This is a genomic window from Saccharothrix saharensis, assembly GCF_006716745.1.
Lineage (GTDB): Bacteria > Actinomycetota > Actinomycetes > Mycobacteriales > Pseudonocardiaceae > Actinosynnema > Actinosynnema saharense.
In genome coordinates this window covers 8,465,626-8,488,862 of record NZ_VFPP01000001.1, presented here as the reverse complement: position 1 = coordinate 8,488,862, position 23,237 = coordinate 8,465,626, and the positions used below count along the sequence as shown (strand labels likewise).

Sequence of the window (23,237 nt, the reverse complement as noted above, 5' to 3'; positions counted from 1 at the left end):
TGACGGCCTCTACGGGTGGGCGCTGTAGGTCTGGTTGAGGTCGAGCTCGATGAGCTGCTCGGCCTCGTCGTAGCGGTTGGCGATGTCGATCAGCACGTCGCCGATCTGCGGGAACTCGGTCACCGCACCGCGCAGCGCGGATTCGACGAACGAGCGGAACTGCTCGTAGGCGTCCCGGTGCAGCTCGGACCGGAGGGTGCCGACCAGGGCCAACGCGCTGGGATCGCCGACGAAGAACGCGGAGACCTCCAGGTTGCCCGCCACGACCTGGCCCAGGACCTGCCTGGCCCGCTCGGCGAACTCGTCCCACTTCGGGGACTCGTTGCGCAGCGCCCGGGTGATGACTTGGTATCCGGCCAACGTTCTCCTCCTCGCTCAGCGCTCGGCCGTCAGGTCCGCGGCACGGAACGCGTCCGTGGCGTCCTCGCGGAGCGTGCCGGGTTTGGCCCACTTCAGGGCCTTGGTGTTCGCGGTGACGGCGGTGACGCTCCCGGCGGTGAGCCGCAGCGTCAGGTACCCGTTCGGGCTGCGGACCTCGCGGTCCGGCACCGCGGTGCCCGTGGGCAGGTCGCGCAGTTGCTCGTCGACCCGGTGCAGCTTGGCCCGCGTCGCGGCCAACCACTCCGCCACGGAGTGGCCGTCCGGGTCGGGGGGCGGCTCGCTGCCGGGTGTCGCGGTCGGCCGGGAGCGCTTCGCGGTCGACTCGGCGGCGAGCGCGGCGCGCACCGCCTCCCGGTACGCGTCGTGCAGCGCGCCGGCGAACCGGTCCGGCTCCAGGCGGCTGCGCCAGGTGGGTGCGATGTCGATGCCGAGCACGAGGCCGCGCGGGTCGACCTCCACCCGGATGGACCTGGTCGGGTCCGTGCCGTCGTAGCGGTCGCCCGGTTCGGGCTTCTCCGCCGCCAGGAACGCCTCGGCTCGCGCGCGGAGGGTGTCCGGGTCACCGAGCACGTCCAGCTTGGCGAGGGAACGGCCGATGTCGCCGCTGTCCACGGAAGGTGTCACGGGGCCGGCTCTCCCGGTTCCTCGCCGGCGATCGAGGTGATGACCCCGGAGTCGAGCAGGGCGGGCTGCTCCTCGGCGGTGAACGAATCGTCGTCGCTGATCTCGTAGCGCCGCTGGTGCTCGGCGTCGTCGGCGCCCTGGCCCCGGCCGGCGAGCGGCATGGACATCGGCATGGCCGACCCACCGGTCGACGGCGTGCCGCCGCCGGTGGCGGCGGTCGGTCGGTCCGCGCTCGTCTCCTTCGGCGCGCCCACCGCGGTGGAGCCGCCGGCGGCCAGGCGGTTCGACGAGCGGGCACCGGACGTGCCGGTGCCCGACCAGGCGGCCATCGGGGCCACGCCGCCGAGCGGTGGCGCACCCGTGGTGCCGAGGGAGGACGTGCTCGTGGTCGGCGAACCCGGGCTGGAGCTCGGCGTCGTGAGCGAGGACGGCGCGCCGACGGCGGTCGTGGTGCCGGCCGGGAGCGGAGCGGCCCGGTCCCGGTCGCCGGTCGTGCCGGTGGTCGTGCCGGTCGGGTCGGTCCGGGTGGAGGTCGCCTCCTGGCCGGCTTCGGCGGACGCGGGGGTGCTGTCGGTGGCGGGGTCGTCGGTGGCGGCGGGCCGGTCGTCGTCGGTGGCCGCCCCCTCGCCGGATTCCGGCGATTCCGGCGAGGTGCCGCCGGTGGCCGGTGTGTCGCCGCCGCTGCCCCGGGCGAGCTCGGCCAGCTTCCGCAGGAGCTGGACGACCGCGTCCACGATCGTCAGCACCATGGTGACGAGCTTCATCAGGTTCGCGGCGTTGGCCAGCAGGTTGGCCATGACCTTCGCGATCTCCGCGCCGCACTCGTTGGCGATGGCGACGCACTTCGCGATCGCCTCGGGGATGCTCGCGCCCATCGTCAGCGGGGCGCGGGCGATGCCGTCCGCCATCACCGGGACCATCTCGCCGACCGCCTCACCGATGAGCCGGACGATCTCGGCGAGCGCCTTGACCACCTCCTCGCCCGCGCCGGAGATCGCGCCGGAGATCGTCTTCGCCGCCTCGGAGATCGCCGTGACGCCCTCGGCGAACTGGGCGCTGGTGGCCCGGTGCTCGTCCGCGGCCTCGCCGGTCCACCCGCTGGTCTCGGTGGTGCCGGTCTGGCGGAGGGTGTCGGCGAGCGCGCGGAGGTCCGTGGCCGCGGTCGCCATGCCCTGCGCCGGCGTGCTGACCGCGCCCGAGTCGCCGCGGAACTGGTCGAGCGGTTTGGCCAGGAACGACACGTGCGGGGTCAGCATGCCCACGCCCGAGCTGCTCAACCCGGCCAGCGGGTTCGGCGACGAGATCAGCGCGCCGAAGTCCGCCGGTGCGGGCAGAGCGGCCAACGGGCCGGTGGACCACCGCGACTCGCGCACCGCGGTGGACACCTCGGAGAGCTCGGCCAGCAGCTGGGTGGTCGTCTTGTCGGTGCTCATCGGTGGTACTCCCGGACGAGGTGGTCGGCGGAGTTCCCGTCGGTGCGCTGGTAGCCGTCGGCGGAGCGGCGGATCCCGACGCTCATCGTGTCCACCGCGGCGGACACGTCGCCGATCGCGGCGTTGACCTGCCCGACCGCGCCGGACAACCCGGCGGTCAGGAACCGGGCGAACGAGCCGAGCGCGCCGTCGGCCACGCGGTCGGGCGCCCGACCGGACACCCCGGAAAGCTGGTCGGCGATGCCGGCGACCGTGGTGGCGTGCCACCGCAGCTGCTCGACGTCGACGTCGAAACCACTCATTCGCCTCGTACCTCCGGGTTCTCGAAGTAGTCGTCCTCGTCCGCGGCGGACCGCCGGGGCCGCCGGCCGCCGGTGTCCGCGGTCTCGGCAGGCAGGTGCGCCTCGACCAGGTCGAGCGCCGCGCCCGGGCCGACGAAGTCGGTCATGATCTCGGTGATCTGCCCGGCCGCCGACCGCTGTGCCGCCTTGGCGGTCGCCACGACCAGGTCGGCCAGCACGTCGGGTTCGAGCGCGCGGGCCTGCGCGGTCAGCCGCAACCGCTCCAGCGCGCCGCTCACCCCGACCCACGCCTCGACCTCGCCGCGTGGCGCGATGGCGTGCCCGCCGACCTGGCGCAGCCGGGCGTTCGCCCGCGTCGCGCCGTCCACCGCGCCGGCCAACTCCCGTTGGTAGTCGGCCAGCCACTGCTCTGCGCTGCTCACTGTCGTTCCTCTCCTGTTCCCGGTGCCGCCCCACCGCCGGTGAGTCGGTGGATGAAGCGGTGGATGTCCTTGGGGTGCAGCGGGTTCACGCTCACCCACCCGTCACCGCCGCGGTCGATCCGGACCCGCCCGGACGGGCCGTCCAGCCAGGACAGCTCGTGGGTGCGCCGGCCCGCGCTGGTGCCGCCGAGCTGTCCCCGGCTCGTCACCGCCGGCAGCAGGTCGGCCAGCCGGTCCAGCTCGTCCGGGTCACCGCCGGCGGCCGCGGTCATCGCGCGCAGGTCGTCCCGCGTGACGCCGCGCGCCCCGCCCGCAGCGGCCACGGCCCCGGCGTCCAGCGAGATCGGCACCACGAGCGCGCCGGGCAGCCTGGGCACGTCCCGGTACACCGCGTCGGCCAGCTCGTCCCAGGCGAGGCGGGTGACCGCGACCGGGTTGCCGTGCCCGCGGGTCAACGCCTGCCGGCACACCAGCGCCACCGACCCGTGCCGCAGTGCCAGCACGCCGACCGGGCCACCCACGCCCCCGGTCACGACCAGGTCGACGGTGTGCTGCCGGGCCCGCAGCGCGGTCACCAGCTCGGCCGCCGGGCCGACCGGCCCGGTGTCGTCGGCGAGGCCCCGCGCGGTCAGCGTCGCGCCCGCCATGGCCAGCACCGCGGCGCGTTCCCCGCCCGTCCGCCCGTAGGACGGCACCCTCACCGGGTACGGCATCCGCACACCGGCGTGCGTGGTGAGCAGGTCGAGCTCGGCGAGCCCGAGGTGGACGGCGGGGTGGCGGCCGGCGGACGCGCCGACCGGGTGCTCGGTGGCGATCACGGGAGCAACCTCCCCGCCCCGTCCGCGGCCGTGTCGAGCACGGTCTTCGCGGTGCCGAGCGTGGCCGACACGGTCTCGTCGAGGTCGACGTAGCCGGACAGCGCCGAGATCAGCGACCGGTGGTAGTCCCGCAGGTGGCGTTCCGCGGTGCCCAGCTCACCGGTCAGCCCGACCTCGCCCGCGGTGGCGCGCAGCCGGTCGGCCAGCACCAGCGCGAACGGCGAGGTGCCCAGCAGCGGCGGTCGCCGCCCGAGCCGCTCGGCGGAGGCGAGCAGCTCCCGGACCGCGTCCGCGACCTCACCCAGCGTCTTGAGCAGGGCGTTCAGCTCCTCGGGCGCGACCACGTAGCCGCGTCCGGATTTCTCGTCCGGCATGTCGTCTCCCCCTGTCCGTGCGTGCGCCTGGCCGGTCATTCGCCGATGATCGGTTTGCTGGGGACCCGGTCGTCGTCGAACAGACCCCGCACGACGTTCGGTTGCTGCCGCTTGTGGTCCTTGTCGCCGTCCGACCTCGCCATCGGGGTCATGAAAGGTGCGAACCCCGCACCGGCCGCAGCGCCCGGCCCGCGTCCGGACGCCTGGAGGTGGTTCACGGCGTTGTGGAGCACGGGCGCGCCGGCACCGGGCGGGACCGGGATCCGGCCGGTCGCACCACCGTGGTCGGGGGCACCGCCGTGGGTGAGCTGGGACCACGGCACACCACCGCCGGCGCTCCCACCGCCACCACCGGGCACACCCGCGGCCGCAGCGCCCGGCGTGACGCCGGCCGTGGTCGTCACGCCGCCCAGGTCCGTCTCGCCCACCGCGGCCTCGACCGGCGGCGTGATCAGCGCGTCGCTGCCGCGCAGGCTCGACTCGTAGCCGCGCATCACCTCCTCGGCCCGCGACTTGGCGGAGCCGGAGAGGAAGTCGGCGTCGAACATGCTCGTGCCGCCGGTGAACACCGCCCCGACCGCGAACACCACGCCGTCGTCCGGGGCGGTGCCGCCGGGCGGGCGGACGGTGTCGGGAACGTCGCTCGCGGCGGTGAGCGGCGGTTGTCCGGGCGGCGGGGGCATGGTGTTGCGGGCCAGCGCGAGCGCGTCCGCCGAGTCCTGCGCGGCCTGCCGGACCTGGCGGGCCCGCGCGCCGATCGCGCCGACCAGCCCGGCGAGCTGGTCGATCCGCTCGGCCGCCCGTTCGGCGGCCCTGCCCTGCCAGTTCGCGGCGAGCGCCGCGCGTTGCTCGCGCAACGTGTCGGCGTGGCCGGTCAGGGCGTCGGCGTGGCGTGCCCACTCGGCGGCGATCTCGCTGACGCCGCCGACGTCCGCCTGCTCCCGCAGCATCCGGTACAGCTCGTCGTGGCTGTAGGCCGCCCAGTTGGTCGGCCCGGACGAGGCCGCCTCGGCCGCGCCGGCCGAGGCGACCGGGTAGCGGGCGCCCGCCAACGCGGCGTTCAACGCGGCGACGACCGCCTGCCCGGCGACGTCGATCTCCGTGAGCACCGCCGTGATGGCGTCGGCCATCTCCGCCACCCCCGCGGAGACCTCGCCCGCCATCGCCGCGACCGGGTCGTCGATCATTCGTGCGCTCCCACCAGTTCGTCGGGGCTCGTGGCGACCGATGCTCGGCGCAGTGGGGCGGCCATCACCAGGCCACCGTGAGGCCATCGACCGGCCATCCATGTCCGGTGCCCCCGACCTGCGCGAACCCCTGCCGATCCGGGCGTGCGCGGCCTTGTGGGGCAGGAGGAAGGGCTGCGACGAACGAGTGAAGTCCGACCGATCGCCTGGACGAACCGGCACCGTGCGACGGCATGGGAGGTGAACGGTGGGCGACAGCCGGTCGGGCACGGTGGCTGATGGCGGGGTGAGGTGGTCGTGACCAGCATGAGCACGTGTCCGCGCGCGTCGTGCGCGTGCCCGCGTGACGCTCGGACCTGTCGGGCCCGGAAGTTGTCGGACACGTGGTTCGCGGAGTTCCACCGAGCGCACCGCGTGACCTTCCTCAAGTACCTGGCACTGCGCGGGCTCACCCGGCACGACTCCGAGGACGTCGTCAGCGACGCCTTCCTGGCCCTGTACCGGGCCCGAACCGCGCTCCGGGCCGCCCGCTCCCCCGAGGCGTTCGCGTTCAAGGTCCTGCGGGACGCGCTCGTCGACTTCCGGCGCGAGCGCGGCAGACAACCGGTGCCGGTGGCGGACCAGGCCGACGGCTGGACCGCGCCCGACGACGTCGCCGGCCTCGTGGCCCGGCTCGACTTCCGGCGGATGCTCGCGCGGCTGACCCCGCGACAGGCCGAGTGCCTGGAGATGCGCGTCCTGCTCGGCGAGGACGTCGCGGAGATCGGCCGGTACCTCGGGATCAGCCCGTCCGCTGTCCACTCCCACCTGTCGGACGCCCGACGGCGGCTCGAGGACCACGACGACCGACGGAAGGAGGAGCGGTGAACATCGACGACACGCTGCGCCGGATCGCGGCGGACCTGGACGCGCGTTACGCCGACTACGACCTGGGCGCGGCGCAGGAGGACCTGGAGAACCGCCTCCTCGCCGGTTCGGCCGGTGAGCAGGCACCGCGGACGACCGGCCGGCGCGGGTCGGCGGTCGGAGCCGGGTCGGCGGAGGCGCGGATGGCACCTGCGGAGCTCTCCGACCTCCTGGTCGCCGTCGCCGTCGACCTCACGGAGAACCCGTCCGCGGCGGACGAGGGGTGGGGGCCCCGGCTGCCCACCGCGGTGGTCGTGCGCCCGCCCGCCCGGACGGACGACTGGCGTGCGCGGGCGTCCTGTCGCGACGAGGAGCCGGACCAGCTCTTCGTCCGCGGTGCCGAGCAGCGCAAGGCGAAGCTCGTCTGCCTGGGGTGCCCGGTGCGGACCGAGTGCCTGGCCGAGGCGCTGGACAACCGGATCGGGTTCGGCGTGTGGGGCGGCATGACGGAGCGGGAACGGCGAGCACTGCTGCGTCGAAGGCCGGATGTCACGTCGTGGCGGGAGCTGCTCGACCTCGCTCGCCGCGAACACGGCTCCGACGACGCGGCGGCGGGGTGAGGGACAGTGCCCACCACTCCCGCGCGTCGCCCGAACCGCCCGACACCCGACCGCCCGACACCCGACCGCCCGACACCCGACCGCCCGACACCCGACCGCTCGGAGCCGGACTACTCGGAACCCGACCTGTCGGCGCTGGACCGGTCAGCGCCGGACCGGTCGGTGCCCGGCCGTCCGGCGCCCGGTCTGCTCGGTTACGTCCTGGCCGACGAGCAGCGCACCCGCAACGCGTTGTCGCTGCTGCGCTGGGCGCTCGGCGGTGCCGTGGCGGCCGTCGCGGTCGTCGCCGCCGTCATCGCGATCCTCGCCTTGCACGCCCCCGGTGGGGCGTGGCTGTACGGCGGGGTGTCGGGGCTCGCGGCGGGTGGCACGGCATTGTGCACCCGACGTGGTCGTGGCCGACGCCGTCGATAACGCGTTATCGGCACTCCACGTGATGCGCGACGACGGAATTCGCACGGATCGGGGGAATTCGTCGCGCGGAGGTCGGATTCCCTCTCGCCCCGGTGGCGAGGTCGACGGGTGGTGCGTGTACTGGGGCCGTCGAACCGGACGAGATGTATGGGGAGTCAACCGTGGGATCATTGTTGTCGAAGGGCTTGGTAGTGGGCGCCGCCTTCGCGTTGGCCGGGGCTTTCGTGCCCATGTCGGCGTACGCGGCCTCGGCACCGCGCGACTTCGGCGCGTGCATGACCATCGCGACCGACCACGACGCCGAGGCGTGGATCGCCCACGACGCGTGCGACTCGGACTCCCTCACCGGCTGCTACCGCATCTTCTACCAGGAGTACGGCCGGCAGCAGTGGGCGTTGGAGGCGTGCCAGGCACGCGGCGAGTAGGCACCACCCGGGCGTCGGCGAGCGGGCCGTGACCCCTCGCCGACGCCGGAACCCACGTCAGGACTCGGTCCGGTAGCGCGGGTTGGTGTTGTGCCACTCGAAACCGCCGCCCATCCAGGCGCGGAGGCCGCGCAGGAACCGGTGGAGTTCCGGTGACGGCACGACGGCGAGTTCCGCGTGCAGCTCCTCGAAGTCGCGGACGAACTTGTTGTGCAGGGTGACGGTGGCCTCGGTCGCCTCCTCGATCGAGCAGTTCCGGTCCGCCGCGATCTGCAGCACCATGTTGCAGACCGGGTTCTCGTCCGCCGCGTCCTTGGCCACCGACAACAGGTCGTTGATCAGGACGGACGCGGTGCCCGCCTGGGTGATGGCGCGCCGCACGCGCGGGTCGTAGTAGAGGTTGGCCGGCACCTCGTAGCCGCCGACGGGGTCGACCAGCGTCATCGAGGTGGCGAAGGTGTCGTGCTGCCGGGTGGCCAGGTACTTCCACGCCGGCGGGTACTCGCCGGTGTACCGCCACGCCGCATAGGTGTTCCAGCTGACGAACATGGTGAAGGTGGAGTAGCAGATCCGCTGCACCTGGGCCGGGGTGCCGGCGCGTTCCAGGTGCTTGACGGCCGACCGCAGCGCCACCAGCACCGGCTCGGCGCGGACCGCCTCCTCCAGCGGCTCGTCGAACTCGCCGGCGGGTGCCACGGGGTCCATCGCCGCCATCGCGAGCGCCAGGCGCGGCGGTAGTTCGGCGGGTGTGGCGCCCATGTCGGTGTTGTCCGCGTAGAGGTCGTCGGCGGCCCACCACGCGGCGTTGAGCCGGGCGGCGATCAGCAGTTGCTCCGGGTCGTCGGTGTCGGTGTGGGTGAGCATCGCCAGCCGCCCGAACCCGGCCCTGCGGAGCTGGTCGAGCTCTTCGCCCTGGAAGCCGCACTGCTCGCCCCACCGGACCAGCCGGTCGTCGACCTCGTCGGCGAGCGCGTCGTCGATCCGCTCCACCACGGGCACGTAGACCGGGGACGCGGTCCCGTCGCCCCACTCCCGCTCCACGTAGCCCGGGTTGGCAGTGGGAGTGGCCGACGGGGTGGGAGGGGCCGGAACGGCCTCGGCGAGGCCGCCCGTGAGGTGGGCCGCGAGCCGGGCCGCCGACGTGCCGAGCCCGGACGGCCCTCCCCGCACCACACCGGAGAGGGCCATGTCGAGAGGCCCGCCCTCCGCCGCGCCGGCCATCGCGCCAGGAGTGCCCGCGGCCAGGCCGGTCGCGAGCAGCCCTGCCGGGAGCGCCTCCACCGGCCGGCCGGGCGCGCGCGACACCCGCCCGGCCGGACCCTGCGTCGCCTCCGCGGTCATCGCACCCGGTCCGCCACGATCATCAGGTAGTGGAAGCTGCCCTCCCGGTACGCCGTGAGGAACGACTTCTCCACCCCCGTCGCCACCGACGACCGCTCGCGCAGCTCCCAGTACGGGATGGTCTGCGGCGTCAGGTCGACCACCTGGATCGGCACCAGGTTGTTGGCGGTGAGCGCCTTGAAGTACTGGCTGCGCGCGTGCACGCTGCACGTGTAGCGCTCGTCGATCTGGCTGACGGCCTTGGACCGGCCACCGGTCACGTCGTTGTAGCAGCCGGTGATGCACACGTACCGCCCGCCGTGGCGCAGCAGGCGGGAGAACTCGCCGAACAGCTCGAACAGGTCGACGTACATGGTCGTCTCGTTGGTCCAGACGCCCGCGAAGTCACCGGTCTCGAAACCCGTGTCCAGCATGTTCCTGAAGTGGAACGCCACCTTGTCCGCCACACCCCACCGCGCGGCCTGGGCGTTGGCGAAGTCGACCTGCTTCTGGGAGATCGTCACGCCGTCCACCCGGCACCCGAACCGGTCGTGGGCCATCAGGCTGGTGCCGCCCCGGCCGGATCCGCCGTCCAGCAACCGGTCTTCCGGCCGGATCGGGGCGAGGTGGTCCAGCAGCACGTCGGCCTGCGCGCTCTCCAGCCGGTGCAGCTCGGCGATGATGCGCGCGTCGCGGGTCTCCTCGGGACCGGACAGCACCGACTCGTCGTACTCGCCGAGCCCGTAGTGGTGGTGGTAGATCCCGTCGACCTCACCGAGCTTGATGTTCACCGGGTCCTGCTCGTTGTTCCAGTACTCCGCGATGGACCGCTGGTAGTCGGTGCGCAGGACGGTGGACGCCGGGGTGGTCGTCGTCATGTGGGGGTTCTCCTTCGGGTTGTTCGTCGGCTGGAGGTGACGCGCTGGTCCGGGACGGGTCGTCAGCGGGTGATCCCGACGTCGTCCAGGCCGCCCCGGGTGTCGGGGACGAGCACGGCCACCGAGTGGTGGGCGGTGACGAGGTACGAGGTGACCGCCTTGGCGTCGGTGCCCCTGTCCTTCACGGTCAGGCCGGGTTCGCGCTCGTGCGGCAGCCCGGTCTGGTGCGGGCCGATGACCCCTTCGGTCGGGTCGCCGTAGTCGCCGGCGCCGATCTCGTGGAGCCTGCCGTGCACGATCAGGAACGCCTCGTCCGACCGCGCGCCCGCCTCCACCACCACGTCACCGGGTTCGTGCTCGCGGCGCTCGGACCGGTCCGCCGGCGCGGCCGGCACGTCCGGCTCGTCGAACCCGCGCGGCAACGGCGACCCGCCCGGTTCCGCGGGGACGACGGCCGGTCCCGATCCGGTGTCGACGAACGTGACGCGGCCGTCGCCGACCCCGTGGCCGAGCCGGCGGTCGACCCGGAACGCACCGCCCTTCGCCTCGATCCGGGGCAGCACCTTCAGCAGCCGGCGCGACGAGACGGCCTGCGTCCGCGGCACGGACCCGGTGGTGGTGGCGAGGTTGCGCGCGGCGGCCGGGCCGAGGCTCAGCCGGGTGCGGGGCGCGTCGGGCGCCACCACGGGTTCCGCGAGGGTCACGAGCACCACCCAATCCACGTCACGGACGATTCACCGTCTTGCGGCCACGGCGAATCCGCGCTGCGGATGGTGATTGCGCGGCGCGATTCCGTGGCACGATCGATTCGACGCTAGCAGCGCGAATCGACCACGTGAAGTCACCCGAACGAGGAAAGAGTATCTCCTGGACCATTATGCCGTGCGAGTGATCTTCTACCCCGACAAGGTGAATTGTTGGGACAACGCCCGCTGTTTGAGTAGTGCTCGATTCACAGAAGGGGTCTCTTATCGAGAAGACTCGCGCGAGACGGTGATGACGTCGGCGTCCGCGCCCAGGGTGGACAGGATGTCGGTGGCGTCGAACGCTTCGCCGGGCGCCACGGCACCGGGACCCCGGTGCCGACCGTCGAGGAGGCGGACGGCGCCTTCGACCACGATCGGGGCGCTGACGGCGTAGATGTCACGGCCGGTCGCCGTGGTCCGGAGGGTGGTGGTGCCCCGGCGCACGACGACGTCCACGACGAACCGCTGCGCCGATCGCCCGCGCTCGTCGGTCGGGGTCGGCGCCGGGGTGTCGGCGTCGCGGAGGTCGTCGAGCGAGGCGGTGTCGAGGTAGGACCGGAGTTCGCCCACGTCCAGGTGGCGGGCGATCGTGATCACCTCGGAGAACGGCAGCTCCACGACCGACCGGTCGCCCAGGGGCGCCGGGTAGGACCAGGTGCGCGTCGGCGCGGGGCTCTCCAGCGCGGTCAGCCCGCCACCGCGGATCACCAGGCGGGCCGCGGTGTTGCGCTCGCCGGTGGTCCTGGTGCCGGCGGTCGGCCACCAGCGGTCCAGGCCGATCGCGACCTCGACCTCGTCGGCCCCCGACCCGCCGTCGAGCGCGGCGGTGACCAGCAGGTCGGCGAGACCACCGTAGAAGGCCATGGCCGGGACGACGGCGACGCCCGCGGCGCGAGCGGGTCCGTCGAGGTCGCGGTACAGCGCCCGCACGACGGGCTGCTCGGCGGTGACGTCGAGGTAGTGGGCGCCGACCTCGACGGCGGCGCGGGCGAGGGGAAGCGCGGTGTCGAGGAACGGCCCGGCGCAGTTGACGACCGCGCCGACACCGACCACCGCCCGACGGAGCAGGTCCGCGTCGTCGACGCCCACGACCCGGCGTTCCAGGGCCGCGTGCCGGGAGGGGACGGCGGCCAGGCGTTCGGCGCTGCGGCCCGCCACCACGGGGGTCAGCCCGCGCCGCAGCAGTTCATCGACGACGAAGCGCCCCGTGTGACCCGTGGCGCCGTAGACCAGGACTCGGTTGTTCGCGTTCACGTGATCATCGTCGTGCGCGACGCCGGTCCGCGACGAGTGTCCGAAACGACGCCGGCCGTACGATATGAGACATGCTCAGGACCGCGCTCGTCCTGCATGGCTCCGCGATGCTCTACGAGATCGCCATCGCCGCCGAGGTCTTCGGCGTCGACCGCTCCGAGCTGTCGCCCACCGCCACCTGGTACGACCTCGTGGTCTGCACCGCCGACGGTGCCGCGCACCCCTGGCTGCCGCACCTGACCACCACGTCGTACGACGGGATCGCCCGGGCCGACACCGTCCTCGTGCCCTCGTGCGACGACCTGGCCGACAACCCCGATCCGACGCTGCTCGACGCGCTGCGCGCGGCCCACGACCGCGGCGCGCGCATCGCCTCCCTGTGCACCGGCGCGTTCGTCCTGGCGGCGGCCGGGGTGCTCGACGGCCGGGTCGCCACGACGCACTGGATGCACGCCGACGACCTCGCCCGCCGCTACCCGCAGGTCGACGTCCGGCCCGACGTGCTCTACGTCGACGAGGGCGACGTGCTCACCTCGGCCGGCAAGACCGCCGCGCTCGACCTGTGCCTGCACCTGGTGCGCCGCGACCTCGGCGCCGCCGCCGCCAACGGGATCGCGCGACGGCTCGTCGTGCCCGCCCACCGCAGCGGCGGTCAGGCGCAGTTCATCACCCCACCCGCGACCCCGCGGAACCCGGACGGGCTCGCGCCCGCCCTGGAGTGGGCCCGCGCCCGCCTCGACCAGCCCCTGACCGTGCGCGACCTCGCCGGCCGGGCCAACCTCAGCACCCGCCAACTCGCCCGCCGGATGCGGGCGGAACTCCAGCTCGGGCCGCTGGACTGGCTGCACCACCAGCGCATCGCCCGGGCCCGGGAGCTCCTCGAGCGCACGGACGCCCCGATCGACCGGGTCGCCGTCAGCTCCGGCATGGGCACCGCCGCCACGCTGCGCCGCCACTTCCACCGCGCCCTCGGCGTCACCCCCACGGCGTACCGGGCGACGTTCCGCCTGTGACACCGCGAAATCCGTTCCGCGATCGGGCCTCGCACTGCTAGCGTCGGCGGCGAACGCCGACTGTGGAGGAAGCCATGGTTGCCCGGGACCTCACACCGGGCCACCGCACCGAGGCCGTGTGACGGACCGGTGCCGCCCGGTGACATCGCCCTGACGAGCCGATGCACCGCAAGGAGCTTTCCCATGTCCGGAATTCCTTCCTCCACCTGGTACGAGGACTTCTTCACCGAACTGCCCAACGAGTTCTGGCGGCGCGCCGTGCCGCCGGAGGTCACCGTCGACGAGATCGACTTCGTCGAGCGACACCTCGGTCTCGCGCCGCGCTCCCTGGTCCTGGACGTGCCGTGCGGCAGCGGGCGGCACAGCCTGGAACTGGCCCGGCGCGGGCACCGCGTGACCGGCGTGGACCTGTCCGCCGAGGCGATCGGGCACGCCCGACGCGCGGCCGCCGGCCTCGACGTCGACTTCGTCCGCGCCGACATGCGGGCGATCCCGCGCGAGGGCGGGTTCGACGCCGCGGTGTGCCTCGGCAACAGCTTCGGCTACCTGGAGCTCGACGGCCTGCGGGAGTTCGCCGCCGCGCTGGGTGCCGCCGTGCGGCCCGGCGGCGGTCTGGTCGTCGACTTCGCCTCGGCCGCCGAGTCGATCCTGCCCGGCTACCGGGCCGAACCGCGCACGATGCGGACCGGCGACATCACCGTGCACGCGACCGGCGAGTACGACGTCGCCGGGAGCCGGATGTTCAGCCGGTACCGGTTCACCCGGGGTGACGAGGAGCTCGACGTGACCGCGATCCACCACGTGTACACGGTGGCGCAGATCGTGGAACTGCTGTCCGACCACGGTTTCGCCGACGTCGGCCTGTTCGGCGGGACGGACGGCGAACCCTTCGCGGTCGGGGGTGGGCGACTCCTCCTGGTCGCACGTCGAACGTCCTGAGTAGACGGTCCGACGCAAGCGGATCCCGTCGCGGTCGGTTCGGGCGGTGCTCCGGGCCGACCGCGACGAGCCGCGGGCGCGCGCGTTTCGCCCGTCCGGTTGGTCAACGGCCGCCACCGGCCGCCGACCTCTCCACCCTCCCGACCGCGACTGGACGGCGGCTGGACGACGACTGGACCGCGCGGTCGCCGGCACCGGCGCCTCTCGTGCTGCACGCCGAACGAATACGTCCAGGTGGCCGAGGCAGCACGCCGAGCGGGTCGACCTTGCCCCGCAGGCACCGGCGGCGCCGCCAAGGTGCTTCGGAGTCCCTCTGACGGCGCGGGAACGTCTATGAGCAAAACATTTCGTCATGCACACTCGCCGCTGCGTAGACACCACTCACCTGAGTGACTACCGACTGACCACCTTATTCCGTTCAAACTGATCGTCGCACTCCTGTTGAGGCCGACGCGGTATTCCAGGTCACGATCGGCGCAACCCTTCCCATCCGTACACCCGAGCCCGTAGTATTGACACTTCGGACCGCATCGAGCACCCGATCGGCCGCTGGACATCGCGTCGACCCGGCTACAACACTCGAGCCATGTCATCCTCGACCAGAGGCCGGCGGTGATCGACCACTCGGTCCTCATCACCCGGATGTTGGCCATAGAATTACGCGCCATGCGAAGAGGGCTCGGTATCCATGACGCGCGGTTGCCGGCACGAATGGGCAGTACGGCGAAGCGGGTGTTCGCGGTCACGGACGCGGACAGCACCACAACAGTGCGGTGGAAGGTCACGGGAGCCTTGGAAAAGGCTCTGGTCCGCCTCCTCACGCACGAACGAGGCATTCTCACCGCGGCGTTCAACCTCTCCGCGGAGAACGTCCTATACCGTCACCGCGTGGAGCAGTACGGCAAGGAAAGCGGTGTCGGTGAGAGGACTGCCCGGCGGTGGGCCGACCGCAGCACGGAGATCCTCGCCCAAGTGCTGCTCGACACCGGGGTACCTGGTGTGCGCAGCACCTTGTGGACCGACCACCTGGCCATGACACTGGCCCTGGACCGATCGCGTGCCGAACTGCTGGAGGTGCGGCGGATCGTCACGGCCGAAGACGTCTCCGAAATTCCCCTTTCCCTCCACGTCGCGGGCCTGTCGTCGGGCGATTTGGCAAGGCACGCCTCCTTCGAGGTCTTCCACGGCGGATCACTGCGCATCGTCGGGCCCGAATCCTCTTCGCGGCTGGGACTGGCGCTGAAGCTGCCGCGGATCCTGCACGCGGGCGAGGCGCACGAGTATGCGATGCTGGTTCGACTGCCCGCGCGGTATGCGCCGGCAGCGCACTTCGTGTACGTCCCCCCGCACACGTGCACCAGGGTCGAAATCCGGGTGCGGTTCCCGCACGACGCCGTACCCCGCGGTCTGACCAGCATCATCGACGTGCACCACCAGGACGTCGACGACCCGGCTGCGGGAGGTGTTGCCGTCGACATGAACGACGCTTCCGAGGTGCACGTCGAGTTCGCTCATCCTACGCCAGGGCTGGCCTCCGGTATTCGCTGGCAGGTGCCCGTTCACGGTGAGTACGGCGTCGCGCTCTCGTCCACGAGCACCTCACCCGGCCTCGTCACGGTCAACCGGGACGCGGTCACGCGATACACAGTCGACCCATTGCGCGCGACGTAACCGGAAATGCTCTCCTCTGCGGGCAGCACGATGTGGGTGTCCGGCGTGACGGGGCGGTTCCTCTTGCGCCCGTCGTAGCGCAGTGTTCCGCTGCCGTCCCGACAGATCACCACGTCGAACGATGCGGTCCGGTAAGCCGCGACGAGCTCCGCGTCCGATCCTGCCGCCAGGTACCCGCGGACCTCGCCGGGGCAGTCGACGCGCTGCTTGGCCGAGGGCATCGGGAGCTTCCCGACGTCCAGCTGCGTGCTGACGACCAGCACGACGGCGACGCCGATGGCACTCTTCGCCCACTTCGGGACCTTCCGCTTGCGGATCAGGGTGCGCCACCACCCCCACGTCCTCCGCACGACGTGGGCCATCGGACGAGCCCGTGATGGTCGACTCGTGCTCTGCGGCGCGGACGCCTGACCGGTGCCACCAGCCGATGCCGAAGGCGGCGGCGCGAGTGGCGGAGGGGACACCGGCGGAGGTCCGAGAGTGATCTGGACCGGTTGCGGAACAAGCGGTTCGCCGGGCGAGGATCCATTGTCGTAGCCGCACAACACGCACCTGCCGCTCGACGCCAAGGCGGTCGTGCCGCAGGAATCACACCTTGGCACCGCACCGGTCACGAGGCACCGCCACGTGGTCGCAGCAGCGGCCACTCACCGCGCCCGCGGTCCGGGCCCAGCGTCGCGGCCCGATGTCCCGCCGGTACTCGACGTCGGTTCCTCCCGGGTTGCAGCGGAAAGGTGAGGCACACGAGCACGATGGACGACATCAGTCGCCCTCCGCCTCGGCCTGACCGGTCGCGTCGATGACGGGCCTCGCCCCGCCGGGTACGCCTGGCGGCGCCTTGGGGAGCCGGCCCCGGTACTGGCCGCTGCGGAGGTGCTGCGACGACGGCAACATGTGCTCCAGCATCCGCTTGCTGATGCGGGAACTCTCGCCCGCGGGCAATCCCCCGGACTCGAGCAGCACCTTGACCAGGTCAAGGTGGTTCTTGTCGTCCCTCTCCTGCGCTTCGCGCTCCAGCCGCAGGTAGGCCGACGGATCGCCACCGTTGATGGCCATGAAGTGAGCCAGCATCTCGTCGCGGGAGCCCTTCGCCACGTCCCGCCGCGCCTCGCGGTTGATCTGCTCCAACAGCAGGTTGCGCCTCGTCGTCATGAGGTCCTGCGCGTCCGCGGCCTCGACGTCGACGCTGACGACCGAGAGGTCGAGCCCATCAGGGGAGCGGGCGTCGCGCAACACGTCCTGGATCTCGATCGTCGCCCGGTCGGCTGCGAGGACGCCGAACTTCGGGGTGATGTTGCGAGCCACGCCGGCCATCGACTCGTACACCGCCGCAGCCATGTCGCGGCAGCTACTCCGCACGACGACCGTGGGATCGACGACTCGACACGACAGCCGGAAGGTGACCGAGAACGACCACGGGTCGGCACTCCTCGCCGGCACCGCGAAGGTCAGCCCGTGCACACTCGTGTCGACCAGGTAGGACGCCCGGTGGCCGCCACTGCGCCGGCCGGGCACCGGAACCCCGGCCACGACGACGTCGAGCCGGCCGTCCCGGCGTTCCAGAACCAGGGCGGTGCCGCGCTGCGGGCGCAAGGGCACGAGGAGCAGCGGGAGGCCGCTCCTCTGCTGGACGATCGGATCGTAGGTCTCGTGGATCACGCGCTCTGCCCCTCTGCTCGGAGGAAGTGGTCGTGGAATCGCGCCGCCGTCGGTGATGGCGGGTAGGTGTCGAAGGCCCACGTCGTGATCAGGTCATCGAGCCTCGCGACGTCGTCGTCTGATCTATCGGCGATACCCGCCAGGACGCGGAGAACCGACCCTTGTGGGACACGAGCGCTGTCGGCCGCGTCGAGCCACCCGTGCAGGGCGTTCTCCGCGATCTCCCGCACCGGTCCGCAGTCCAGGGCTCGGCCCCAGAGTTCGGCCAGCAGGTCCAAGTGGTGCTCCGGGCCAACGAGGAGGGACGGCAGCACATCGTTCGCACCGCCGGTGTGGCGTACCGCGTAGGTGAACACGGTCAACGCCTTGGCCGTGACCTGCTCATCGGACGGTGTACCGCTCCAGTCGAGCAAGGACTCCAGCAACGGTGTCACCGCGCCCGATTCCACCAGCGCGCGAGCACTGATCGAGACGGAGGTCATCGGCGCCCACTGTCGGTTGTGCACGAGGCTGCACAGGACATCCAACGCGCGTTCCGGATCGGCGGCGCCCAGTCGCCCCGCCGCCGCCAAGGCGGCGGTGTCGGCCAGGTGGCGGGACCGGGCGGTCGCCCCGAGGTCGTCGGCCCACCGCTGCACCTGCTCCCAGAAGACGTCCGCTTGTCCGCTCATCGCGCCCGCGACGTCGAGGCCAAGCGCCGCGCCCTGCCGGAGCACCGGGGACTTGTCCGTCGCCCAGGGCAGCAGGAGTTGGTGGACGCCGTAGTCGAAGTCCACAGCCGCGAGCACTCCCGCCGCGTTCGCCGCTCGGGCGTGGATTTCCACGTTCGGGTGGGCGGCGAGCCGGGTCAACCACGCCGCGATCTTGCCGCGGGCACCGTCGAGCTGGAGCCAGAGCCCGGCGAGCACCGCTTCGCGCAGGTCGTCGTGGCGGAACCGGAGCGTGTCAGGTCCGTCGGGATGCGTGACCCGCTTGATCCACGTCCGTTCTGCGACGAGCTTGCGCGAGTAGCGGAGGGTGGAACCCGCACCGCCGCCAAGCGCGCGTGACAACTGCACAGCCGCGTCGACCACCCACAGGTAGCTGAGCTGTTCGAGCACTGCGGTCGCCGCCACGAGCGCGATCTCCGACAGTGGTGGAGGGGCACTCAGCCACTCCGCCGCCTGCTCGTGAGGGCTTCGCAACTGCGCCACGGCCGCCCGCGGGTCCGTCCCCGTCCGCACTGACTCCACGACCGCCTGGGCCACACGGGTGGCGAAGTGCGGATCGTCCCGCTCCGCCAGGAGGTCGACGAGCTGCGTCCGCTCTACCAGCTCGTCGAACAGCGAGCCGTTCGTCTTCGGCAGCGCGGTCGTCACCCTCTTCCGCACGATCTCCACGGGATCAGGCAGGGCGAGGTCTTCCAGCACGTACTCGAAGCGGTGGACGGCGGAAGCGAGGATTCCTTCCGGCGGTCCGGTGACGACAACCAGGAACCTGTTCTGGTCGCGCAGAAGACCGGACACGCGGGTGAGCCACCCGTCGTCGAGCCGATGGGCGGCATGCCCGCCCCGAGTCGGCTGGTCGAACACGACGAACCCGCGCCCGCGGGCAGGCGGCTCCCATCGGGAATTGCCCAGGACGCTCACCGGCAGGTCCACGATCTCGGGGTACCTGGCACCGCCGAGGACGTGTCCCAGCATCGCCAGTGCCCGTGACGACCTCCCGGTCCGCGCTGGTCCCGAGAGGATCACCAGGTGCGAGTTCTCGAGGAGGTCGACCCCCGACTCGAACCCATCCGGTCGCACGTAGTTGACGAGGTCTGCCAGCAGCGTCGCGTTCACCGGCCCGGCGGTCGCTCGGCGCGAGTAGGTGCGTCGGGCCGAGCCGACCAAGAAGTCGCCGTGGACCGTGATACCGGCATGGAACTCGTTGATGTTGTCGACGCGGCCCCTGCCCAGCTTCGACACCAGCGCTCGCCGGACGTCGAACTCGTTCCCGTCGCTCATCAACTGCGCAAGGGCTTCTTCCCAGGACGTCGGCAGCACGTCCTGTTGTTCCGCGCGCGGATACGATTCCTCGACGCCGGTCTGCTCCGACGCGGGGTCGGGTGTCTCGACGTCGTCGATCACAGCTTCCTCCGGCCACGCCCGTAGCTGGGACCTGCGATGAAGTCCCTGGCGACCTCGATCCGTTCGGTCTGCCACACGTTCTCCGCGGGACCGGCGACCGTGAAGGTGCTCCCACCGGTGGAACGCGACTGCGGCTTGGGCAGTTCCGGCACCTCCGCGGCCAACCGATTGGCGAGGTTGTCGATGTCCGCCTGCGCTGTTCGGAACCGGATTTCGACGTCCTGGCGATCGGCCAACCACGACAAGCCGATCGGGAGATCGGCGGGTGCCACCCGTGGGCAGTCGAGCCGCACCGGCACGACGACCTTGTCCAGCGCGTCCGCCGCCAGCAGTTCACGCCGGACGAAGTCGTCCGAGTCGTCCAATCGGCGACTGCCGTCCGGGCGCTTCTCGCCCAACCAGTTCGGGCCCATCACCACCAGGAGCGCGGCCGACTGCGCGACGGCTTCCAACATCCGCGCCTCCCAGTCCGCACCCAACGGAATGGACTTCGAGGCCAGGAACACGGTGTCCGAGCCGAAGCGCTCGGACAGGGCGCGATCGAGCAGCACGGCGCCGAACGGCTGGTCGGTCACGCGGTAGTTGAGGAAAACCTGCGTCACTTGGAGTGCACCTCACGGTTAGGGATTGCGCTGAACGAGGAGCCGATGGCTCGGATGGGTCAGCGAATTGACCACAGTGCGGATAGTGCCACACCGGATCGCCACACTGACAGCCCCTACCGGCGAGTAGCGAAGGGTTTCCCGTTTCCTATCGAATGTCCTTGACGCTGTCCTTTACATGTCCAGTGGACAAATAGGTGACAGATTTGGTCGACGCACCGAGAAGCGGCTAACGTGTCGGTCGCCGATATCCCCACCCGTGCCAGACAAGAAGGCAACGGGAAACCCCTGCACTCGATCGCACGGCAGGTGGAAGTGTCGGCGGCACCGATTCACGCGTCCACACCGTGGGCGCTGCCTCCCCACGAGGACAGTGACCGAATGACTCAGGAGTGCACATGAGCACACCGGGACGAGCGGCCGACCAGGCGCACCGGCCGTCCAAGGCCGCCACCAGGGCTGTGGACTCGCTCATCCAGCGCGCGGCCGAACTGCAGCGGGCACCGAGGACGTTGCGCCGCGCGGCGGCCGAACAGATCACCGCCGTAGTGCACGCAGAAGCAACGGCCCGCGTGCAGGAGTTGTCCGCAGACGAGTTGAAACCGTTCGTCGGGCGGTCGATCCGGTTGAACGCCTTGATCAACGCCGGGTTCTCCACCATCGGCCGGATCGAGGCCGCTTCCCGCGAGCGGCTCATGGCCATCCCGAACGTCGGCGGGCAGACGGCCGACGTCGTGCTGCGCGCCGCGCGCGACTACCGTGAACGGCTCGCTCGCGACAGCGAGGTCGAGTTCGACCCGGACCACCGGACACCCCACCACACCCGACTGCTGGGACTTCTGTTCGCCATTCGCGGCGCCGACGTCGCGGTGTCCGATCTGGATGAGTCGGTGGCCCGGTTCCGCGAGCGCTCGGAACCCCTGCTGGAACGGGCCGGGTCGAACGCCTCCATCTTGTTCAAGCTGAGCCTGCTCTTCCGACGTGGGCGCCGCAACGCCGCGAAAGAGGCGCTCGACGAGTTGGCGTTGTTGGCCGAGGAGCCGGACACCCTGCGGCTGGCCGCGGCGATCGAGCGGGCCGAGCGCGCGACCGATCCGCGGGTCAACGATCCCGACCGGCTCTGGAGGCTCTACCTGAGCGACGCGGCGGCCGTCCACGCGCTGCTCTCCACGCTCGTCACCGACGGAGGGCACGACGACGTCGCCCGAGGCCAGGTCGACTCGGAGCTGGGGCAGAAGGTGGACGGCGTGTCACTCGACGTCAGCCTCCTGAAGCCGACGTTGGCGCTACGCCGGTACCAGGTCTTCGGGGCCCAGTACGCGATCCATCAGAAGCGGGTCATCCTCGGCGACGAGATGGGTCTGGGCAAGACCGTGCAAGCGCTCGCCGTGTTCGCTCACTTGGCAGCCACCGGAGCGATCAACCGGTTCATGGTGATCTGCCCGGCCAGCGTCCAGGTCAACTGGCTGAACGAGATCGAGAAGCACAGCTTGCTGAAGGCGTTCAGCCTGTACGGCAATGACAAGGAGGAGAACACGCGGCAGTGGTTGCGCGAAGGGGGCATCGCGGTCACCACTTTCACCACGCTCGGGCGGCTGAAGACCGCAGAGCAGGTGGAACTGTCCGCGCTCGTCGTCGATGAGGCGCACCAAGTGAAGAACCCGCACACTCTGCGATCACAGGACGTCAGCAAGGTCATCGACCGCGCCCAACGCGTGCTGTTCCTCACCGGGACGCCGATGGAGAACCGCGTCGAGGAGTTCCGCAACCTCGTGCAGCACCTCGACTCCGATCAGGCGGCGGCCATAGACCCCGCCGACGCGCTGCACGGCGCCAAGGCGTTCCGCCGCGCGGTTGCTTCGATCTACCTCAGGCGTAACCGGGAGGACGTGCTCAAGGAACTCAAGGGGAGGATCGAGGTGGAAGACTGGGTCCGCCTCACACCGACCGACGAGAAGGTGTACCGCGACGCGGTCGACTCCGGACACATGATGGACATGAGGCGGGCGCTCCTGACATCCGAGGACTCCGCCAAGATGGGGCGCTTGGTGGACATCGTCGAAGAAGCGGTCGAGGACGGCCGGAAGGTGGTTGTCTTCTCCTTCTTCTTGGAGGCGCTGGCGATTCTGCACAAGCGGTTGGGTGACGTCGCCATTGGTCCCCTGGTCGGCAAGGTGACGCCCGTCGGACGCCAGGCGATGGTCGACGAGCTCACGGAAAGAGACGGCCCAGCCGTGCTGCTCAGCCAGATCTCGACCGGCGGGCTCGGCCTGAACATCCAAGCGGCCTCGGTGGTGGTCATCGCCGACCCCCAGTGGACTCCGGGCAGCGAGGACCAGGCGATCGGCCGGGCGCATCGGATGGGACAGGTGCACACCGTGCAGGTGCACCGCCTACTGGCCAAGGACAGCATCGACGAACGGATCCGCGAAGTCGTGGAGCACAAGAAGTTGCTGTTCGACGAGTTCGCCCGCAAGAGCGAGGCGAAGTCCTCCGACGTACGAGCGGTGGACAGCGGATTCCACCGGCCTGAGGTGCTCGACGACGCGGCCATCCCCCTCGATCGTCGGATGGTCATGGCCGAGCGCTACCGGCTGGAGTTGCGCGACACCGACGGAACCGGCGGTGACACGGGAGGAAACGAACGCCGGAGTTCCTACTGACAGGTCCACAGCGGATCTTGCGTGCGGGAGCCGGCGCTCGACCGGGACGGGCCGGTGGTCAGGCAGCCGAGGTTCGACGCCTTCGCCACGCGGACCACCGCGCCGTCGGTTCGGAACGGGGCAGGAACTGGACGGATCGCCGTGCACCGGACCACTGACCGGCCACTGTCATGATCGCCTGCGGTGGAACGGCCGTGGCCGCTCCAAGCTGCGCCAGTGAGCCACCGGGCGCGCAAGGCGGTGCTCCGGCCCGCGATAGCCGCGGGCACCGTGGGCATGGGCAGGTTCGGAGGGCTGTTCGCGCTCGCGTCGACAGGTTCCCGGACCGGGCTGCCGGACCTGTGGAACTACCGGAGCGTGACTACCGCGCCGCGAATCTCCTGCCACTGTGCTGCGGAGCGCTGGTGTACGGGCACGTGGTGCTGCCGCCCCGATGATCGGACCGACTGGTCGGCGCAACGGCGGTGGTCCTGGCGCGCTCGGAGCCTCGCGACGCGACGCAGGACAAGTGATCAACGGATGATTTCCTGGGATC

General features: G+C 71.4%; 24 protein-coding genes. 8 read left to right on the top strand and 16 right to left on the bottom strand.

The window, feature by feature from the left end:
- Positions 1-9: 9 nt before the first annotated feature.
- Genes FHX81_RS38490 through FHX81_RS38455 form a run of 8 tightly spaced genes read right to left on the bottom strand, consistent with a single transcriptional unit; the run spans position 10 to position 5,541 of the window.
- Entirely contained in the window at positions 10-360 is a 351-nt protein-coding gene (locus tag FHX81_RS38490) for a hypothetical protein (RefSeq protein WP_141983355.1), read from the bottom strand.
- 15 nt (positions 361-375) lie between these two features.
- A complete protein-coding gene (locus FHX81_RS38485) occupies positions 376-1,005 on the bottom strand; it encodes a hypothetical protein (protein WP_141983354.1) in 630 nt (209 codons plus the stop codon).
- Positions 1,002-2,438 (bottom strand): WXG100 family type VII secretion target, encoded by a 1,437-nt coding sequence (locus FHX81_RS38480; protein ID WP_141983353.1) that lies wholly within the window; start codon positions 2,436-2,438, stop codon positions 1,002-1,004. The genes FHX81_RS38485 and FHX81_RS38480 overlap by 4 nt, the downstream gene beginning before the upstream one ends.
- Positions 2,435-2,740 carry a type VII secretion target gene (locus tag FHX81_RS38475; RefSeq protein ID WP_141983352.1) on the bottom strand — a complete coding sequence of 102 codons (306 nt, stop codon included), beginning with the start codon at positions 2,738-2,740 and terminating at the stop codon, positions 2,435-2,437. The genes FHX81_RS38480 and FHX81_RS38475 overlap by 4 nt, the downstream gene beginning before the upstream one ends.
- The gene (locus tag FHX81_RS38470; protein ID WP_141983351.1) at positions 2,737-3,162 is read right to left on the bottom strand and encodes a YbaB/EbfC family nucleoid-associated protein; all 426 of its coding nucleotides are present in this window, start codon (positions 3,160-3,162) and stop codon (positions 2,737-2,739) included. Before FHX81_RS38470 ends, FHX81_RS38475 begins: the two co-directional genes overlap by 4 nt.
- Positions 3,159-3,980, bottom strand: a complete 822-nt coding sequence (locus FHX81_RS38465) for an ESX secretion-associated protein EspG (RefSeq protein WP_246108180.1) — start codon at positions 3,978-3,980, stop codon at positions 3,159-3,161. Before FHX81_RS38465 ends, FHX81_RS38470 begins: the two co-directional genes overlap by 4 nt.
- Entirely contained in the window at positions 3,977-4,354 is a 378-nt protein-coding gene (locus FHX81_RS38460; RefSeq protein WP_141983350.1) for a hypothetical protein, read from the bottom strand. Before FHX81_RS38460 ends, FHX81_RS38465 begins: the two co-directional genes overlap by 4 nt.
- A gap of 35 nt (positions 4,355-4,389) precedes the next feature.
- Positions 4,390-5,541, bottom strand: coding sequence for a WXG100 family type VII secretion target (locus FHX81_RS38455; protein WP_141983349.1), 1,152 nt, complete (start codon positions 5,539-5,541; stop codon positions 4,390-4,392).
- Between the two features lie 414 nt (positions 5,542-5,955).
- Between FHX81_RS38455 and FHX81_RS38450 the strand changes: the two genes are divergently transcribed.
- The 4 genes from FHX81_RS38450 to FHX81_RS38435 all read left to right on the top strand — a co-directional run bounded on the left by FHX81_RS38450 (position 5,956) and on the right by FHX81_RS38435 (position 7,846).
- Entirely contained in the window at positions 5,956-6,408 is a 453-nt protein-coding gene (locus FHX81_RS38450) for an RNA polymerase sigma factor (RefSeq protein WP_170232325.1), read from the top strand.
- A 293-nt stretch (positions 6,409-6,701) separates the two neighbouring features.
- On the top strand, positions 6,702-7,007 hold the full coding sequence (locus FHX81_RS38445; RefSeq protein WP_141984380.1) for a WhiB family transcriptional regulator: 306 nt from the start codon (positions 6,702-6,704) through the stop codon (positions 7,005-7,007).
- Between the two features lie 6 nt (positions 7,008-7,013).
- Positions 7,014-7,421, top strand: coding sequence for a hypothetical protein (locus FHX81_RS38440; RefSeq protein ID WP_141983347.1), 408 nt, complete (start codon positions 7,014-7,016; stop codon positions 7,419-7,421).
- Positions 7,422-7,582: 161 nt separating this feature from the next.
- Positions 7,583-7,846: a hypothetical protein gene (locus FHX81_RS38435; RefSeq protein ID WP_141983346.1), complete on the top strand. Its 264-nt coding sequence runs from the start codon at positions 7,583-7,585 to the stop codon at positions 7,844-7,846.
- Between the two features lie 57 nt (positions 7,847-7,903).
- Here FHX81_RS38435 and FHX81_RS38430 read toward each other — a convergent pair whose 3' ends face one another.
- From FHX81_RS38430 to FHX81_RS38415, 4 genes are all read right to left on the bottom strand, one after another.
- Positions 7,904-9,187, bottom strand: coding sequence for a family 2 encapsulin nanocompartment cargo protein terpene cyclase (locus FHX81_RS38430; RefSeq protein ID WP_425473869.1), 1,284 nt, complete (start codon positions 9,185-9,187; stop codon positions 7,904-7,906).
- Complete coding sequence (locus FHX81_RS38425) at positions 9,184-10,044, bottom strand: geranyl diphosphate 2-C-methyltransferase (RefSeq protein WP_141983345.1); 861 nt, start codon at positions 10,042-10,044, stop codon at positions 9,184-9,186. The genes FHX81_RS38430 and FHX81_RS38425 overlap by 4 nt, the downstream gene beginning before the upstream one ends.
- Before the next feature lie 62 nt (positions 10,045-10,106).
- The gene (locus FHX81_RS38420; protein WP_141983344.1) at positions 10,107-10,766 is read right to left on the bottom strand and encodes a hypothetical protein; all 660 of its coding nucleotides are present in this window, start codon (positions 10,764-10,766) and stop codon (positions 10,107-10,109) included.
- Positions 10,767-11,012: 246 nt separating this feature from the next.
- A complete protein-coding gene (locus tag FHX81_RS38415; protein ID WP_141983343.1) occupies positions 11,013-12,044 on the bottom strand; it encodes a saccharopine dehydrogenase NADP-binding domain-containing protein in 1,032 nt (343 codons plus the stop codon).
- Positions 12,045-12,115: 71 nt separating this feature from the next.
- Between FHX81_RS38415 and FHX81_RS38410 the strand changes: the two genes are divergently transcribed.
- From FHX81_RS38410 to FHX81_RS38400, 3 genes are all read left to right on the top strand, one after another.
- Positions 12,116-13,057 (top strand): GlxA family transcriptional regulator, encoded by a 942-nt coding sequence (locus tag FHX81_RS38410; protein WP_141983342.1) that lies wholly within the window; start codon positions 12,116-12,118, stop codon positions 13,055-13,057.
- Between the two features lie 183 nt (positions 13,058-13,240).
- Positions 13,241-13,996 (top strand): class I SAM-dependent methyltransferase, encoded by a 756-nt coding sequence (locus FHX81_RS38405; RefSeq protein ID WP_141983341.1) that lies wholly within the window; start codon positions 13,241-13,243, stop codon positions 13,994-13,996.
- Between the two features lie 612 nt (positions 13,997-14,608).
- Positions 14,609-15,667: a hypothetical protein gene (locus FHX81_RS38400; RefSeq protein ID WP_141983340.1), complete on the top strand. Its 1,059-nt coding sequence runs from the start codon at positions 14,609-14,611 to the stop codon at positions 15,665-15,667.
- On the opposite strand, the gene FHX81_RS41015 is transcribed toward FHX81_RS38400, so the two are convergent.
- The 4 genes from FHX81_RS41015 to FHX81_RS38385 form a co-directional block, all read right to left on the bottom strand.
- Positions 15,556-16,029 (bottom strand): hypothetical protein, encoded by a 474-nt coding sequence (locus tag FHX81_RS41015; RefSeq protein WP_170232324.1) that lies wholly within the window; start codon positions 16,027-16,029, stop codon positions 15,556-15,558. The genes FHX81_RS38400 and FHX81_RS41015 overlap by 112 nt on opposite strands.
- A 400-nt stretch (positions 16,030-16,429) precedes the next feature.
- A complete protein-coding gene (locus FHX81_RS38395; protein ID WP_141983339.1) occupies positions 16,430-17,326 on the bottom strand; it encodes a hypothetical protein in 897 nt (298 codons plus the stop codon).
- On the bottom strand, positions 17,323-19,437 hold the full coding sequence (locus tag FHX81_RS38390; protein ID WP_141983338.1) for a hypothetical protein: 2,115 nt from the start codon (positions 19,435-19,437) through the stop codon (positions 17,323-17,325). Before FHX81_RS38390 ends, FHX81_RS38395 begins: the two co-directional genes overlap by 4 nt.
- The gene (locus tag FHX81_RS38385) at positions 19,434-20,039 is read right to left on the bottom strand and encodes a toll/interleukin-1 receptor domain-containing protein (RefSeq protein ID WP_141983337.1); all 606 of its coding nucleotides are present in this window, start codon (positions 20,037-20,039) and stop codon (positions 19,434-19,436) included. The genes FHX81_RS38390 and FHX81_RS38385 overlap by 4 nt, the downstream gene beginning before the upstream one ends.
- Positions 20,040-20,437: 398 nt before the next feature.
- Between FHX81_RS38385 and FHX81_RS38380 the strand changes: the two genes are divergently transcribed.
- The gene (locus FHX81_RS38380; RefSeq protein WP_141983336.1) at positions 20,438-22,702 is read left to right on the top strand and encodes an SNF2-related protein; all 2,265 of its coding nucleotides are present in this window, start codon (positions 20,438-20,440) and stop codon (positions 22,700-22,702) included.
- Positions 22,703-23,237 lie beyond the last annotated feature (535 nt).

Coding starts and splice junctions, on each gene's coding strand:
- FHX81_RS38405 (WP_141983341.1), top strand. CDS start 13,241: ATGTCCGGAATTCCTTCCTCCACCTGGTACGAGGACTTCTTCACCGAA.
- FHX81_RS38475 (WP_141983352.1), bottom strand. CDS start 2,740: ATGAGTGGTTTCGACGTCGACGTCGAGCAGCTGCGGTGGCACGCCACC.
- FHX81_RS38460 (WP_141983350.1), bottom strand. CDS start 4,354: ATGCCGGACGAGAAATCCGGACGCGGCTACGTGGTCGCGCCCGAGGAG.
- FHX81_RS41015 (WP_170232324.1), bottom strand. CDS start 16,029: ATGGCCCACGTCGTGCGGAGGACGTGGGGGTGGTGGCGCACCCTGATC.
- FHX81_RS38425 (WP_141983345.1), bottom strand. CDS start 10,044: ATGACGACGACCACCCCGGCGTCCACCGTCCTGCGCACCGACTACCAG.
- FHX81_RS38410 (WP_141983342.1), top strand. CDS start 12,116: ATGCTCAGGACCGCGCTCGTCCTGCATGGCTCCGCGATGCTCTACGAG.
- FHX81_RS38430 (WP_425473869.1), bottom strand. CDS start 9,187: ATGACCGCGGAGGCGACGCAGGGTCCGGCCGGGCGGGTGTCGCGCGCG.
- FHX81_RS38455 (WP_141983349.1), bottom strand. CDS start 5,541: ATGATCGACGACCCGGTCGCGGCGATGGCGGGCGAGGTCTCCGCGGGG.
- FHX81_RS38380 (WP_141983336.1), top strand. CDS start 20,438: ATGAGCACACCGGGACGAGCGGCCGACCAGGCGCACCGGCCGTCCAAG.
- FHX81_RS38480 (WP_141983353.1), bottom strand. CDS start 2,438: ATGAGCACCGACAAGACGACCACCCAGCTGCTGGCCGAGCTCTCCGAG.